Annotated in this window: 11 protein-coding genes; 10 read left to right on the top strand and 1 reads right to left on the bottom strand. The window is 68.7% G+C overall.

Going from position 1 to position 16,249, the window contains the following annotated elements:
* From AC07Q9_RS30535 to AC07Q9_RS30515, 5 genes are all read left to right on the top strand, one after another.
* The coding region (locus AC07Q9_RS30535; protein ID WP_495312843.1) for a YadA-like family protein at positions 1–3,873 on the top strand (3,873 nt) is incomplete at its 5' end.
* 95 nt (positions 3,874–3,968) lie between these two features.
* A complete protein-coding gene (locus AC07Q9_RS30530) occupies positions 3,969–5,120 on the top strand; it encodes a DUF2827 domain-containing protein (protein ID WP_495312842.1) in 1,152 nt (383 codons plus the stop codon).
* Positions 5,117–6,283 (top strand): DUF2827 domain-containing protein, encoded by a 1,167-nt coding sequence (locus AC07Q9_RS30525; RefSeq protein WP_492680927.1) that lies wholly within the window; start codon positions 5,117–5,119, stop codon positions 6,281–6,283. Before AC07Q9_RS30530 ends, AC07Q9_RS30525 begins: the two co-directional genes overlap by 4 nt.
* A gap of 11 nt (positions 6,284–6,294) precedes the next feature.
* Positions 6,295–6,885, top strand: a complete 591-nt coding sequence (locus AC07Q9_RS30520) for a hypothetical protein (RefSeq protein ID WP_495302662.1) — start codon at positions 6,295–6,297, stop codon at positions 6,883–6,885.
* 133 nt (positions 6,886–7,018) lie between these two features.
* A complete protein-coding gene (locus AC07Q9_RS30515; protein ID WP_495312841.1) occupies positions 7,019–9,277 on the top strand; it encodes an acyl-CoA dehydrogenase in 2,259 nt (752 codons plus the stop codon).
* Here the strand turns inward: AC07Q9_RS30515 and AC07Q9_RS30510 are convergent.
* Positions 9,183–10,037, bottom strand: coding sequence for a helix-turn-helix domain-containing protein (locus AC07Q9_RS30510; RefSeq protein ID WP_062477152.1), 855 nt, complete (start codon positions 10,035–10,037; stop codon positions 9,183–9,185). The genes AC07Q9_RS30515 and AC07Q9_RS30510 overlap by 95 nt on opposite strands.
* 132 nt (positions 10,038–10,169) lie before the next feature.
* On the opposite strand from AC07Q9_RS30510, the gene AC07Q9_RS30505 reads away from it, so the two are divergent.
* The 5 genes from AC07Q9_RS30505 to efeO all read left to right on the top strand — a co-directional run bounded on the left by AC07Q9_RS30505 (position 10,170) and on the right by efeO (position 16,229).
* Complete coding sequence (locus AC07Q9_RS30505; protein ID WP_495312840.1) at positions 10,170–10,583, top strand: hypothetical protein; 414 nt, start codon at positions 10,170–10,172, stop codon at positions 10,581–10,583.
* Positions 10,584–10,746: 163 nt separating this feature from the next.
* A complete protein-coding gene (locus AC07Q9_RS30500; protein ID WP_495312839.1) occupies positions 10,747–13,614 on the top strand; it encodes an aconitate hydratase in 2,868 nt (955 codons plus the stop codon).
* Between the two features lie 4 nt (positions 13,615–13,618).
* Positions 13,619–14,080: a metallophosphoesterase family protein gene (locus AC07Q9_RS30495; protein WP_495312838.1), complete on the top strand. Its 462-nt coding sequence runs from the start codon at positions 13,619–13,621 to the stop codon at positions 14,078–14,080.
* 121 nt (positions 14,081–14,201) lie between these two features.
* Positions 14,202–15,038 carry an iron uptake transporter permease EfeU gene (efeU, locus tag AC07Q9_RS30490; RefSeq protein ID WP_489057999.1) on the top strand — a complete coding sequence of 279 codons (837 nt, stop codon included), beginning with the start codon at positions 14,202–14,204 and terminating at the stop codon, positions 15,036–15,038.
* Between the two features lie 12 nt (positions 15,039–15,050).
* Positions 15,051–16,229 carry an iron uptake system protein EfeO gene (gene efeO, locus AC07Q9_RS30485; protein ID WP_095950575.1) on the top strand — a complete coding sequence of 393 codons (1,179 nt, stop codon included), beginning with the start codon at positions 15,051–15,053 and terminating at the stop codon, positions 16,227–16,229.
* Positions 16,230–16,249: the final 20 nt, after the last annotated feature.

Below are 16,249 nucleotides of genomic sequence, written 5' to 3'. Positions count from 1 at the left end.
ACCGGACTGAGCACGACCAACAGCAACGTCAGCAGCTTGTCGACGTCTACCTCGAGCGGTCTGAGCACAGCGACCAGCGGTATCTCCAGCCTGTCCACGGGCCTGAGCACGACGAACAGCAACGTCAGCAGCCTGTCGACCTCGACGTCGAGCGGTCTCAGCACGGCTACCAGTGGTATCTCCAGTCTGTCCACGGGTCTCAGCACCGCGACCAGCGGCATCTCCAGCCTGTCCACGGGCTTGAGCACCACGAACAGCAACGTGAGCAGCCTGTCGACTTCGACGTCGAGCGGTCTGAGCACCGCCACGAGCGGCATCGACAGTCTGTCGACGGGTCTCAGCACCGCGACCAGTGGCATCTCCAGCCTGTCCACGGGCCTGAGCACTACAAACAGCAACGTGAGCAGCTTGTCGACTTCGACGTCGTCGGGTCTGAGCACGGCGACCAGCGGCATCTCCAGCCTGTCCACGGGCTTGAGCACCACGAACAGCAACGTGAGTAGCCTGTCGACTTCGACGTCGAGCGGTCTGAGCACGGCGACGAGCAGCATCGACAGCCTGTCGACGGGTCTCAGCACCGCGACCAGTGGCATCTCCAGCCTGTCTACCGGCTTGAGCACCACGAACAGCAACGTGAGCAGCCTGTCGACTTCGACGTCGAGCGGTCTGAGCACGGCGACGAGCAGCATCGACAGTCTGTCGACGGGTCTCAGCACCGCGACCAGCGGAATCTCCAGCCTGTCCACGGGCCTGAGCACGACGAACAGCAATGTGAGCAGCCTGTCGACGTCCACGTCGTCCGGCCTGAGCACCGCCACGAGCGGAATCTCCAGCCTGTCCACGGGCTTGAGCACCACGAACAGCAACGTCAGCAGCCTGTCGACCTCGACGTCGTCGGGTCTGAGCACCGCCACGAGCGGCATCGACAGCCTGTCGACGGGTCTCAGCACCGCGACCAGTGGCATCTCCAGCCTGTCTACGGGCTTGAGCACCACGAACAGCAACGTCAGCAGCCTGTCGACCTCGACGTCGTCGGGTCTGAGCACGGCGACGAGCAGCATCGACAGTCTGTCGACGGGTCTCAGCACCGCGAGCAGTGGCATCTCCAGCCTGTCCACGGGCTTGAGCACCACGAACAGCAACGTGAGCAGCTTGTCGACTTCGACGTCGTCGGGTCTGAGCACGGCGACCAGCGGTATCTCCAGCCTGTCCACGGGTCTGAGCACGACGAACAGCAACCTGGACAGCCTGTCGACATCCACGTCGAGCGGCTTGAGCACTGCAACCAGCGGCATCTCCAGCCTGTCTACCGGACTGAGCACGACCAACAGCAACGTCAGCAGCCTGTCGACGTCTACCTCGAGCGGTCTGAGCACAGCGACCAGTGGTATCTCCAGCCTGTCCACGGGTCTGAGCACGACGAATAGCAACCTGGACAGCCTGTCGACATCCACGTCGAGCGGCTTGAGCACTGCAACCAGCGGCATCTCCAGCCTGTCCACGGGCTTGAGCACCACGAACAGCAACGTGAGCAGCCTGTCGACCTCGACGTCGTCGGGTCTGAGCACCGCCACGAGCGGCATCGACAGCCTGTCGACGGGTCTCAGCACCGCGACCAGTGGCATCTCCAGCCTGTCTACGGGCTTGAGCACCACGAACAGCAACGTGAGTAGCCTGTCGACTTCGACGTCGAGCGGTCTGAGCACCGCCGCGAGCAGCATCGACAGCCTGTCGACGGGTCTCAGTACGGCGACCAGCGGCATCTCCAGCCTGTCCACCGGCTTGAGCACCACGAACAGCAACGTGAGCAGCCTGTCGACGTCGGCGTCGAGCGGCCTGAGCACCGCGACCAGCGGCATCTCGAGCCTCTCGACCGGCCTGAGCACGACCAACAGCACCGTCGGCAGCCTCTCGACCTCCACGTCGTCGGGCCTGAGCACCGCCACGAGCAACATCGACAGCCTCTCGACCGGCCTGAGCACCACGAACAGCAACGTCGACAGCCTCTCGACCTCGACCTCGTCGGGCCTGAGCACCGCCACCAGCAGCATCGACAGCCTGTCCACCGGCCTGAGCACGACGAACAGCAACGTGAGCAGCCTGTCCACCTCGTTCTCGTCCGGCCTGAGCACCGCCACCAGCGGCATCTTCAGCCTGTCGACGGGTCTGAGCACGACGAACAGCAACCTGGGCAGCCTGTCGTCCTCGACCTCGACCGGCCTGAGCACCGCCAACAGCGGCATCGGCAGCCTGTCGAGCGGCCTGAGCACCGCCACCAGCGGTATCTCCAGCCTCTCGACCGGCCTGAGCACGACCAACAGCAATGTCGGCAGCCTGTCGTCGGGCCTGAGCACGGTGGCCAGCAGCGTGGGCAGCCTGTCCACCGGCCTGAGCACGACGAACAGCAACGTCGGCAGCCTGTCGACCGGTCTGAGCACGACGAACAGCAACGTGAGCAGCCTGTCCACGGGCCTGAGCACGACGAACAGCAACGTCGACAGCCTGTCGACCGGCCTGAGCTCGACGAACAGCAACGTGAGCAGCCTGTCCTCGGGCCTGAGCACGACGAACAGCAACGTCGGCAGCCTGTCGACCGGCCTGAGCACGACGAACAGCAACGTGAGCAGCCTGTCTACCGGCCTGAGCACGACCAACAGCAACGTCAGCAGCCTGTCGACCGGCCTGAGCACCACCAACAGCAACCTGGACAGCCTGTCCACCAGCGTGGGCGGCGCGGCCAGCGGCATCGCCAGCCTGTCGACCTCGACGTCGACCGGCCTGAGCACGGCCACCAGCAGCATCAGCAGCCTGAGCACGACGGTCAGCTCGATCTACAACGGGGGCACGAAGTACTTCCACGCCAACTCGACCAACACCGACTCCAAGGCCACCGGTGCGGAAGCGGTGGCGATCGGGCCGCGTTCAGAAGCCAGCGGTGCCAACTCCTTCGCCGCCGGCAACGGCGCGAAGGCCACGGCCGACGGCGCGGTGGCGGTGGGCTTCGGGGCGCAGGCCACGGGCACCAACGCCATCGCCATCGGCACCGGGGCGCTGGCCACGGGCTCGCAGGCGATCGGCGCGAACTCCCGTGCCGGCGGCGGCGGCGTGGCCCTGGGTGACGGTGCGGACGCCGGCGGCACGCCGCTGAGCAAGGCGCAGAACATCGCGCAGGGCACGGCCATCGGCTTCGGCGCGGTGGTCCAGCAGACCGGCGGCGTGGCACTGGGTGCGAACTCGGTGGCCTCGCGGGCGGCGGGCGTGGCTGGCTACGTGCCGGGCAGCGCGAATGCGCAGCAGGAAGCGGCCATCAAGGCCACGACCAGCACGCAGGCGGCGGTGTCGGTGGGCGATGCGGCCAACAACCAGTTCCGCCAGATCACGGGCGTGGCAGCCGGCTCGGCCGACAGCGACGCGACCAACGTGGCGCAGCTGAAGGCGGTCTCGGCGGCTGCGAAGGCCAGCAGCGTGCAGTACGCCACCAACCCCGACGGATCGGTGAACTACAACCAGATCACGCTGGGCACCGAGACTTCGGGTCCCACGCGCATCAGCAACGTGGCACCGGGCATCCTGCCGACCGACGCGGTCAACCTGGGCCAGCTGCAGCAGGTGCAAAAGCAGGTGGGCGACGTGGCGCGCATCGCCTACTCGGGCACGGCGATGGCCTTCGCGATGTCGGGCACCTACCTGCCCACGCTGTACCCGGGCGAGAAGACGGTCGGCGTCGGCCTGGGTTCGTACCAGGGCTACAGCGCCGTGGCGCTGACCTTCAAGGCCTTGTCGGACGACGGCAAGATGTCCTGGGGCGCGGGCCTGACGACCACCGGCAAGGAGTGGGGCGTGAACGCCGGCATCGGCTGGAAGTGGAAGTAAACCGCTGAGCGAGCAAGCGCCCGGCTGACGCCCGGCCCCGGTGGCTCCCGCGCCCTGCGCGCGGGAGCCATTGTTTTTTGGTACACACTTCGCCCATGCGCATCGGTATTTCAGTCCTCTCCCACGCGGGGCAGAACATCTGGGAAAACGGAATGGGACAGAACGTCCTGTTCCTGGCCCGGCTGCTGCAACGCATCGAATTCGTCGAGTCCGTCACGCTCATCGATGCGGGCGACCAGCAGGCCATGCCGCCGCAGGTCGACCTGTCGGCGATGGGCCTCACGCTGGGCCGCGCCCGCGAGCTGACCGACGCGCTCGACGTGGTCATCGAAATGGCGGGCGCCCTCGACCTGCAGTGGCTGGCGTACTTCCGCGCCTGCGGCGGTCGCGTGGCCTTCCATGGCGTGGGGCAGCCCTTCGTGGCGCTGGCCGAGCCGATCATCTTTGCCGACCAGGGGCACTTCGGCGCCACCGACCGTTGCGACGAGATCTGGCTGCTGCCCAAGGACGCGGGCTTTGCGCCCATGATGCGCACGCTGCACCGCTGCCCGGTGCACGAGGTGCCGTACCTCTGGTCGCCGCAGTTCCTGGCGCAGCGCGTGGACGAGGTGCAGGCGCAGGGCTACCGCTTCGGCTACCAGCCGCGCACGGCGGAGCAACCGGGCTTTCGGGTGGCGATCTTCGAGCCGAACATCTCGGTGGTGAAGTCGTGCAGCATCCCGATGCTGATCACCGACGAGGCCTACCGCGCCAACCCGGAGCACGTCGCGGCGATGCACGTGCTCAACACGCTGCACCTGAAAGACCATCCGACGATGCTCTACCTGGCGAACTCGCTGGACATCGTGCGCCAGCACAAGGCCACCTTCCACGGGCGGCATGACTTCGCCGGCTTCATGGTGCAGCATACCGACGCGGTGGTGTCGCACCAGTGGCAGAACGACCAGAACTACAGCTACCTCGACGCGCTGTACGGCAACTACCCGCTGGTGCACAACTCGCCCTGGCTGCGCGACGCCGGCTACTACTACCCCGACTTCGACATCGCCGTCGGCGCCGAGCAGCTGGCCGCGGCCGTGCGCGGCCATGATGCACAGCTCGACGACTACCGCGCGCGCAGCCAGCGCGTGTTCGACGCGATCGATCCGATGAACACGGCCAACATCGACGGCTACGCACAGCGGCTGCTGCACCTGGTCGGTGGCGACCCGGCGTTCCGTGCCGGCAACGCGAAGGTGGCCGCATGAGCGACGTGCAGAACCCCACCGCAGGCCCGCGCGCGGCCGCCACGCCGACCCGCCTGAAGGTCGGTGTCTCCATCTTCATCCGCAAGGGCGAGCAGAGCCTGTGGGAGAACGGCGTCTACCAGAACTGCCTGTTCCTCGTGATGCTGTTGCTGCGCTCGCCCTGCGTCGAGCGCACGGTGCTGGTGGCCGGCGGCGGCGACGGCGGCCCGGCCGACGCCACCAACTTCCTGGCCGATTCGCCGGTGCCGATCATCGACATGGCCACCGCCGCGCAGGAGCTCGACCTCATGATCGAGATGAGCGCGCAGCTCGGCCGCGAGTGGTCGGTGGCGTTCCGTGAGCGCGGCGGCAAGATCGTCTCGATGCGCGTGGGCAACGACTACGTGATCGACATCGAACGCATGACCTTCAACAAGCCGCACGGCATGCTGGTCAGCGGCGCGCCGTACGACGAGGTGTGGACGCTGCCCGAGTACGAAATCTCCTGCAAGCCGTACTTCGCGAGCACCTTCCGCGCGCCCACCAAGCTCATGCCGCACCTGTGGAGCCCGATGGTGGTCGAGAAGGCGATGGCGCGCGGCGCCGAGGGCAAGCGCTTTGCCTACGAGCCGGGGCGCAAGCAGTGGCGCGTGGCCATCTTCGAGCCCAACATCTGCATGGTGAAGACCAGCTTCATCCCGATGCTGGGTTGCGAGTCGGCGCACCGTGCGCAGCCGCGCCTCATCGAGAAGATGTGGGTCTACAACAGCTTCCACCTGAAGGACAAGCCGAACTTCGTCGCCTTTGCGCAGAGCCTCGATCTCGTGCGGCACGGCCTGGCGACTTTTGAAGGGCGCTTTCCGCTGTACCAGGTGCTGCCCGGCGCCATCGATGCGGTCTTTGCGCACCACTGGGAGAACGCTCAGAACTACCTCTACTACGAGGCGCTGTACGGCGGCTGGCCGCTGATCCACAACTCGCACCTGATCGGCGACTGCGGCTACCGCTACCACGGCTTCGACTGCGAGGAGGGCGGGCAGGCGCTGCGGCGCGCGTTCGCCGAGCACGACGCCAACCTGCCGGCCTACCGCGAGCGCGCCCGTGACCTCATCGCCAGGCTCGACCCGGAAGGCGAGGAGAACGTGCGCCTCTACTCGGCGGCCATCGAGAGCCTCTACGCGTGAAGGCGACACCGATGACCGCCTTGGCCCGATTCACCGCTGCCGCCTGTGTGCTCGCGATGGCCGGCAGCGCGCTGGCCCAAGGCGTGCTGGCCCCGCCCGCGCCGCCGCAGGACACGCTCACGCGCGCCGCCGCCAGCGTCGGCGTGCAGCGCTGCCTGCCCGCCATCACGCGGCTGGCGACGCTCACCGTGCAGGGCAGCCGCGCGCACGACGTGCTGCTCGACTGGGACCGCAAGCGCCCCGACGCCGGCCCGGTGTTCTCGCTGATCGGCATCCAGTTCCCGAACGCGGGCGTGGCCGCGTCGATCACCGCCATTCCCGACGACAGCGGTGCCTGCACCGTGTCGGCCGAGCGCATCTCGGTCGCGCCCTACACCTGCGCCAGCGTGGCCGAGCAGGAACTGAAGAACTACAAGCGCACGGCGCTGCTGCCGATCTACACGGTCTACACCGACGACAAGGAGCCGACCTCGTCGGTCTCGCTGATCGATTCGCCGCCGGGCTGCCTCGTGATCCGCCGCTATGTCGAGTACGGCTGGCGCGACCCGACTGCGCCGATGCCTGCCGCCGCGCCAGCGGGGCAGGCGCCCAAGCGCCGCTGATCCAGGCCGATTCAAGGGCGCGCGCGAGCCCGTCTCCGACACGCGCGAACGCCCTTGACCGGCCCCGGCGTGGGCCGGTGCCGTCCAAGAATGGACGCATGCCGCGCGCTCCGGTGCGGCGCAAGGAGATCCCATGCCACTGGCGACCCTGATCGGCCGATGGGCGATGCAGCCTTTCTCCAAGGCCCTGCCGCCGCTGGGCGACACCGAGCGTGCCGCGCTCGAGGCCGGCACGGTCGGGTTCGAGGGCCAGCTCTTTGCCGGGCGCCCCGATTTCGACGCGCTGGCGGCCGCCGGCCCCAACCAGCTCAGCGCGCGCGAAGAAGCCTTCCTGGCGAACGAGGTGCCTGCGCTGTGCCGCATGCTCGACGACCACGCCATCGACCAGGCGCACGACCTGCCGCCCGAGGTGTGGCGCTTCCTGCGCGAGAAGCGCTTCTTCGGAATGATCATTCCCGAGGCCTTCGGCGGCCTGGGTTTCGGCCATTACGCGCATGCCACCGTGGTGGCGCGCATCGCGAGCGTCAACGTGGCAACGGCCGTCACGGTGATGGTGCCCAACTCGCTCGGGCCGGCGGAGCTGCTGCTGCGTTACGGCACCGACGCGCAGAAAGACCACTACCTGCCGCGCCTGGCCGACGGCCGCGAGCTGCCGTGCTTCGGCCTGACCTCGCCCTACGCGGGCTCCGACGCCGCCGCCATTCCTGACCGCGGCGTGCTCGTCGAGCGCGAGTTCCAGGGCCGGCGCACGCGCGGCTTCCTGGTCGATTTCGACAAGCGCTACATCACGCTGGCGCCAGTCGCCACCGTGGTCGGCCTCGCGTTCCATGCCGTCGACGAGAGCCGGCCCGAAGGCCAGCGCGAGCAGGGCATCACCTGCGCGCTGATTCCCGTGCCGCACGAGGGCATGGAGATCGGCCGGCGCCACCGACCGATGGACAGTGCCTTCATGAACGGCCCGATCCACGGCCGGCAGGTGTTCGTGCCGATGGACTGGGTCATCGGCGGCGAGCCGCAGGTGGGGCAGGGCTGGCGCATGCTGATGGAATGCCTGGCCGCGGGCCGCGCCATCTCGCTGCCCGCGCTGGGCTCGGCCCTGCAGCAGACGGCGCTGTACGTGAGCAACGCCTACGGCCAGATCCGCGAGCAGTTCGGCCTGCCGGTGGGCAAGTTCCATGCGGTGGCGGGGCTGGTCGCGCAGATGTCGGCCGAGCTGTACGCGACCGATGCGGCGCGCCGCTTCACCGCCGCCGCGCTCGACGCGGGCGAGCGACCCAGCGTGGCCAGCGCGATCCTCAAGGTGCAGCTCACCGAGGCTGGCCGGCGCGCGGTGAACCGGGGCATGGACATCCTCGGCGGCAAGGGGATCATCTCGGGCCCGTCGAACCTGCTCGGCGTGGCCTACCGGCAGGCGCCGATCGCGATCACGGTGGAGGGCGCGAACATCCTCACGCGCGCGCTCATCGTGTTCGGGCAGGGCGCGGTGCGCTGCCACCCGCACGTGCTCGACGAGATGGCGGCGGTGCAGGCGAAAGATGAAGCCGCGCTCGGCCGGGCGCTCATCGCGCACGGCAGGCATGTGGCGCGCAACCTGTGGCACAGCCTGTTCGGCGCGCCGGTGCGCGGCGATCCGCCCGCGGCGCTGGCGGCCGAAGCGCGCCTCATCGCACGCATGAGCGCCAAGTACGCGCTCACCGCCGACCTGGCCATGGGGCTGCTCGGCGGCAAGCTCAAGCGCATGGAGCTGCTGTCGGCGCGGCTGGGCGACGTGCTGGCCCACCTGTACCTGGCGAGCGCCTGCGTGTGGCGCTACCGCGTCGATGCGGCGCCCGAACTGCTGCCCTTTGCGCAGGCGGCGATCCGGCTGCAGCTGGACGAGGCCGGCAAGATCCTGCGCGACCTGTACGCCAACCTGCCGACACCGGGGCGGCGCCTGCTCGGTGCGCTGGTGCTGCGCCGCACCGCGCACCTGGCGCCGCTGCGCGACGTGCAGCTGATGGCATTGGCCGAGCTGCTGCGCACGCGCCCGGACGTGGTCGCGCGGCTCGTGCCCGATCTGTCGGAACCCGGCCCGGGCGGCCTGCGCGACCTGATGCAGGCGATGGCGCTCGGCGCGCGCCTGGGCGACGAGACGGCCGCGCTCAACAAGGTGCTGCGCCGCACGCGCTCGCTCGACGAGGCCGCGCGCTCGGCCAGCGACCCCGCGCTGGCGCTGGCCTACCTGCAGGCGGCCGACAAGGTCATCCAGGTCGACGACTTCGAAGGGCCGGCGCGCAACGCGGACGGCAGCGCCGGCCTCAGCGCGCCTGCTGCGCCGCCAGTGCCGTCAGCGCCGCCGCCGTCTGCTCGTCCGCCGGAAAGAACGACTCCACCGCGAGTTCCTGCAGCGTGACGTCCACCGGCGTGCCGAAGATCGTGATGGTGCTGATGAAGCTCAGCACGCCGCTGGGCATGACCACCTGGAACGGCACGGCCACCGCCGACAGCGCGGTGTCGAGCAGCGGCGCGTCGTGGCTCACGGCCGGCGGCGGATAGCCCTCCAGCTCGTCGTGCAGCGCCTGCAGCACGGTGTCGCCGGTGGCGGCGATCTGCTGCTGCAGCCGCTCCAGCAGGTGCGTGCGCCACTGTGCGAGGTTTGCGATGCGCGGCGCCACGCCTTCGGGGTGCAGGCTCAGGCGCAGCACGTTGATGGGCGGCTTCAGCAATTCGGCCGAGCAGCCTTCCATGAGCAGTGGCACCAGCGCGTTGTGCGCGACCAGGTTCCAGTGGCGGTCCACGGCCAGCGCGGGGAAGGGCTCGTGGCCCTTCAGCACGAGGTCGATGGCGCGGCGCGCCGAGGCCATGGCCGGATCGTCGAGCGAGCGCTGGCGGTACATGGGCGCGAAGCCGGCGGCCACCAGCAGCGCATTGCGCTCGCGCAGCGGCACATCGAGCCGTTCGGCCAGCCGCAGCACCATTTCGCGGCTGGGCGCGGCGCGGCCGGTTTCTACGTAGCTCAGGTGGCGGGTCGAGACCTCGGCCTCCTGCGCCAGGTCGAGCTGGCTCAGGCGGCGGTGGGTGCGCCAGTGCCGCAGGTGGGCGCCGAACGGATCGCGCGCGCCGGGCAGGCCGGCGGCGGCGGCCTTGGACGAATGGGTGCGGGGGGTGTTCATGGAGCCGCATTCTGGCGCGACGGCGCCGCCGCGCCATGACCTCCCAGGTCATCGACGCGATCCACGCCCGGCGGAATCATCGACCCCAACGCAGCAGGACTGGCCTGCAGCGTACCCACCCAGGAGATTCACATGTCTGTTTTCGCTTCCCCCCGCTTCCTGTCGAACGTGATGTGGGCCGATGCCGCTTCGTGCGCCGCGACCGGCGCGCTGCAGGTGGCGTTCACCGACGTTCTTGCGGCCCTGACCGGCCTGCCGGCCTGGCTGCTCATGGGCACCGGCGTGTTCCTGCTGGCCTATGCGGCCGCCGCCGCCTTCATGGCCAGCCGCGCCACGCCGCCGCGCACGCTGATCGGCCTCGTGATCGTCGGCAACTTCGCCTGGGCGGTGGCCTGCGTGGCCCTCCTGGTGAGCGGCGTGTTCGCGGTCACCGCGCTCGGCATGGCCTGGGTGCTGGCGCAGGCGCTGTGCGTGGTCGTGCTGGCCGAGCTGCAATGGACCGGGCTGCGCCGCACCCGGGGTGCTACCGATATGGCGATGGCCTGAGCGTCTGACCGTCCGCCCCGCGCCCGCCGCACCCCGTGCGGCGGGCGTTTTTGCTATGAGAACGATAGTTCCGGGAGAGCCCGACAAGGAAGACCGACTACAGCCACTGACATTGAACCTCGCTATCCTTGAGGAGCTTCCACGAACACACAGGAGTCTTCTCATGGCCAAAGCCCCGGCGCACGCGTTTGCGTCCACCCTCAAGACCTTCAAGACCGCGTCGGGCAAGTCCGGCAAGTACTGGTCGCTGAAGGAACTGGCCAAGCAGTACCCGACCGTGGAACGCCTGCCGGTGTCGATCCGCATCGTGCTGGAGTCGGTGCTGCGCAACTGCGACGGCCAGAAGGTGTCGGCCAAGCACGTCGAGGAGCTGGCCCACTGGGCGCCCAACGCCGAGCGCACCGACGAAATTCCCTTTGTCGTCACCCGCGTGGTGCTGCAGGACTTCACCGGCGTGCCGCTCTTGGCCGACCTGGCCGCCATGCGCAGCGTGGCCGCCAAGCTGAACAAGTCGCCCAAGACCATCGAGCCGCTGGTGCCCGTCGACCTGGTGGTCGACCACTCGGTGATGGTCGACTACTACGGCACGCCCAAGGCGCTCGACCTGAACATGAAGCTGGAGTTCCAGCGCAACAACGAGCGCTACCAGTTCATGAAGTGGGGCATGCAGGCCTTCGACACCTTCGGCGTCGTGCCGCCGGGCTTCGGCATCGTGCACCAGGTCAACCTCGAGTACTTTGCGCGCGGCGTCTACAAGAGCCCGGCCGACAAGAGCGACACGCCGGTGTACTACCCCGACTCGCTGGTGGGCACCGACAGCCACACCACCATGATCAACGGCATCGGCGTGGTCGGCTGGGGCGTGGGCGGCATCGAGGCCGAGGCCGCCATGCTGGGCCAGCCGGTCTACATGCTCACGCCCGACGTGGTGGGCTTCGAGCTCACCGGCAAGCTGCGCGAAGGCGTCACGGCCACCGACCTGGTGCTGTACGTCACCGCCATCCTGCGCGGTGAAAAGGTGGTGGGCAAGTTCGTCGAGTTCTTCGGCCCCGGTGCCGCGTCCATCGCCGTGCCCGACCGCGCCACCATCGGCAACATGGCGCCCGAGTACGGCGCCACCATGGGCTTCTTCCCGGTCGACGAGATGACCGTGGCCTACTTCGAAGGCACCGGCCGCACCAAGGAAGAAGTGGAGCGCTTCGCCGCCTACTACAAGGCGCAGGGCCTGTTCGGCATGCCCGCGCCGGGCGACATCGACTACACCAAGGTCGTCAAGCTCGACCTGGGCACCGTCTCGCCCAGCCTGGCCGGCCCCAAGCGCCCGCAGGACCGCATCGACCTGGGCCACCTGTCGACCAAGTTCGCCGAGCTGTACAGCAAGCCCAACGACGCCAACGGCTTCAACCAGCCGGCCGAGAAGCTCAAGCAGCGCTACCCACTGGTCAGCGCCGGCCAGGGCGGCGACGAAGAGGCGGCGGCGCCGCCCGCCGGTTCGCCGCGCGAACTGGTCGAGATGGTCGCCAACCGTTCCACCAAAGCCGCGGCCCACACCAGTGCCACGGCACCGCCCGCGCCCAAGGGCCAGATCACGATCGGCAACGGCGACGTGCTGATCGCGGCCATCACCTCGTGCACCAACACCTCCAACCCGAGCGTGATGCTCGCGGCCGGCATCCTGGCCAAGAAGGCGGTGGAAGCGGGCCTGAAGGTGCAGCCGCACATCAAGACCTCGCTGGCCCCGGGCTCGCGCATCGTCACCGAATACCTGGAGAAGGCGGGCCTGCTGCCGTACCTGGAGAAGCTGGGCTTCTACCTCGCGGGCTACGGCTGCACCACCTGCATCGGCAATGCCGGCGACCTCACGCCCGAGATCAACGAAGCCATCACGAAGAACGACCTCATCGGCGCGGCCGTGCTCTCGGGCAACCGCAACTTCGAGGCGCGCATCCACCCGAACCTGAAGGCCAACTTCCTGGCCTCGCCGCCGCTGGTGGTGGCTTTTGCCATCGCGGGCAACGTGATGACCGACCTCATGACCCAGCCCGTGGGCAAGGGCAAGGGCGGCAAGGACGTGTACCTGGGCGACATCTGGCCCACGCCGAAGGAGATCGACGACAACCTGCGCTTCGCGATGAACGCCAAGTCGTTCCGCGCGAACTACGAGAAGGTCAAGAGCGATCCGGGCAAGTTCTGGACGAGCATCAAGGGCACGACCGGCCAGGTCTACGACTGGCCGAAATCGACCTACATCGCCGAGCCGCCGTTCTTCGAAGGCTTCCAGATGCAGCCGCACGCGTCGGACGCGGGCATCCAGGGCGCGCGCATCATGGCGCTGTTCGGCGACTCGATCACCACCGACCACATCTCGCCGGCCGGCTCCATCAAGGAAAGCTCGCCCGCGGGCATCTGGCTCAAGGCGCACGGCGTGCCCAAGGCCGACTTCAACAGCTACGGCTCGCGCCGCGGCAACCACGACGTGATGGTGCGCGGCACCTTCGCCAACGTGCGCATCAAGAACCTGATGATTCCGCCGGACGCCAATGGCACGCAGGAAGAGGGCGGCGTCACGCTGTTCCAGCCCGGCAACCAGAAGATGTTCATCTACGACGCCGCCATGAAATACATGGAAGCGGGCACGCCGACCATCGTGTTCGGCGGCGAGGAGTACGGCACGGGCTCGTCGCGCGACTGGGCCGCCAAGGGCACGCAGCTCCTGGGCATCAAGGCCGTGGTGGCGCGCAGCTTCGAGCGCATCCACCGCGCCAACCTGGTCGGCATGGGCGTGCTGCCGCTGCAGTTCCGCGGCGCCGACTCGTGGCAGACGCTGGGCCTCACGGGCGAGGAAAAGATCGACGTCGTGATCGGCGGCGAACTCAAGCCGCAGATGGACGTGAAGCTGGTCGTGCACCGCGCCGACGGCACGCACCAGGAGGTGACGGTGCGCCTGCGCATCGACACGCCGATCGAGGTCGACTACTACAAGCACGGCGGCATCCTGCCGTTCGTGCTGCGGCAGTTGCTGGCGGCCTGATCGCTTGATCCGCGTCGGGCTCATCTCCGACACCCACGGCCTGCTGCGCCCGCAGGCCGTGGCGGCCTTGCAGGGCAGCGACTTCATCGTGCACGGCGGGGACATCGGCGACGCCGGCATCCTCGACGCACTCGCCGCGATCGCGCCGCTGACGGTGGTGCGCGGCAACAACGACCGCGAGGCGTGGGCCGGGGCCGTTCCAGAGACGGCATTCCTGAAGGTCGGCGACGTGCATGTCTACGCGATCCACGACCTTTCTCAGATCGACATCGACCCCGCCGGTGCCGGCGTGCGTGTCGTGGTCTCCGGCCACTCGCACCAACCCAAGGTGGAAGAACGCGGCGGCGTGCTTTACGTGAATCCGGGCAGCGCCGGCCCGCGCCGATTCAAGCTGCCTATCGCCGTGGCCGAACTGATCGTCGACGGCGACGCCGTCAGCGCGCGCATCGTCGAACTGCCCCTGTGAGCGGGGCGGGGTCGAATACCCCTAATTGAGAATAAATCTTATTTGATGGGGTATCCTCGGGCCGTTCCTTGAGAAATGCACCACATCGGGGCATTTTCAAAGAACGTCCTTCCGTTCCGAGATGCTCATTCCCTTTCTCATCATGCTGCGCGAAGGCATCGAAGCCGCGCTGATCGTCGGCATCGTTGCCAGTTACCTGAAACAAAGCGGTCGCGGCAGGCTGATGCCCGCGGTGTGGGTCGGCGTGCTGTTGGCCACCGCGCTGTCGCTGTTCGCCGGCGCCGGCCTGCAACTGTTGGCGGCGGAGTTTCCGCAGAAGCAGCAGGAGCTGTTCGAAGGCGTGGTGGGGCTCATCGCCGTGGTCATGCTGACCTCGATGGTGTTCTGGATGCGCAAGGCGGCCCGCTCCATCAAGGGCGAGCTGCACGCATCCATCGACAAGGCGCTGGCGCAGCATGCCGACGGGCAGGGCTGGGCGCTGATCGGCATGGTGTTCCTGGCGGTCGCGCGCGAGGGGCTGGAGTCGGTCTTCTTCCTGCTGGCCGTGTTCCAGCAGAGCACCGGCTGGGAGGCGCCGGTGGGCGCGCTCGCGGGCATCGCCGTGTCGGTGGTGGTCGGCTGGGGCATCTATTCGGGCGGCGTGCGGCTCGACCTGCGCCGCTTCTTCCGCTTCACGGGCCTGTTCATCCTGCTGGTCGCGGCCGGGCTGCTGGCGGGCGTGCTGCGCAAGCTGCACGAGGCCGGCGTGTGGAACCAGCTGCAGACCGTGGTGTTCGACATGAGCGAAACCCTGCCGATGGACAGCCCCGTGGGCGCCGTGCTGTCGGGCCTGCTGGGCTACCAGGCCGCGCCCGTGGTGGGCGAGGTGATCGTCTACCTGGCCTTCCTGGCCGTGGCCCTGTTCTTCTTCCTGCGCCCGGCGGCTGCTGCGGCGCCGCGCACGGCGACTGCCGGCTGATCTTTTTCCCCGATGTCTTCTTCCTCTTCTTCGTCATCGACGCTCATGCGCGTCGCCGTGGGCGCCTCGGCGCTGCTGGTCGTCGCCGGCCTGGCGGCCTTCTGGTACGCCTCGAACGAGGCGCGCAAGGCGCCGCCCAAGGCGGTCGACCATGCCGTCACCGTCACGATCCGCGGCAACGCCTGCGATCCGAACGAGATCACCGTGCCCGCGGGGCGCACGACCTTCACCATCGTGAACCAGTCGAACCGCGCGCTCGAGTGGGAAATTCTCGACGGCGTGATGGTGGTGGAAGAGCGCGAGAACATCGCGCCCGGCTTCTCGCAGACCATGACGGTCAAGCTCTCGCCCGGCGACTTCGCCATCACCTGCGGGCTGCTGAGCAACCCGCGCGGCAAGCTGCATGTCACCCCGTCGGCGGCCTCGCTGGCCGAAGAGGCGCGGCCGTCGCTCGTCAACTACGTGGGCGCGCTGGCCGAGTACCAGGTGTTCTTGCGGCTGGAGGCCGCCACGCTCGACGACGCAGTGCGCGCGCTGGCCGACGCCGTCAAGGCCGGCGACCTGGCGCAGGCGCGCGCGCTCTACGCGCCGGCCCACCAGGCCTACAAGCGCATCGAGCCGATGGCCGAGCTGTTCGCCGACCTCGACGCGCGCATCAACGCCCGCGCCGACTACTTCGAGAAGCGCGAGGCCGACCCGGGCTTCAGCGGCTTCCACCGCATCGAGTACGCGCTGTACGGCCAGGGCGACGCGAAGGCGCTGGCCCCGGTTCTCGACCAGCTGCTGGCCGACACCGAGACGCTGCAGGCGCGCCTGCGCGAACTGAGCGTGCCGCCCGAACGGCTCGCCAGCGCCGCCTCGAAGCTGCTGCGCCGCGTGGCCGACAACCTGCCCGCCGGCGGCGAGGACCACTACGGCCATGCCGAGCTGGTGAACCTGCAGGGCAGCTACGAAGGCACGAAGAAGATCGCCGACCTGCTGCAGCCGCTGCTGGTGAAGGCCGCGCCCGCGCAGCAGAAGGCCGTGGACGAACGCTTTGCCGCCTTCGACGCCGCGCTGGCGCCGTACCGCGCCGGCGAAGGCTTCCAGCCCGCGCCGCTGGACGACGCGCAGCGCCAGGCGCTGGCCGTGCCCGTGCGCGCGCTGGCCGAGGAACTGGGCAAGGTGAACGCCGCGCTCGGTCTGGAATGAGTTGAGAGAGAACGACGACC

It is taken from the genome of Variovorax sp. GW821-FHT09A10, from assembly GCF_059418385.1.
Note: the sequence above shows the minus strand (reverse complement) of the source record. Positions and strands in the feature narration are given on the sequence as shown.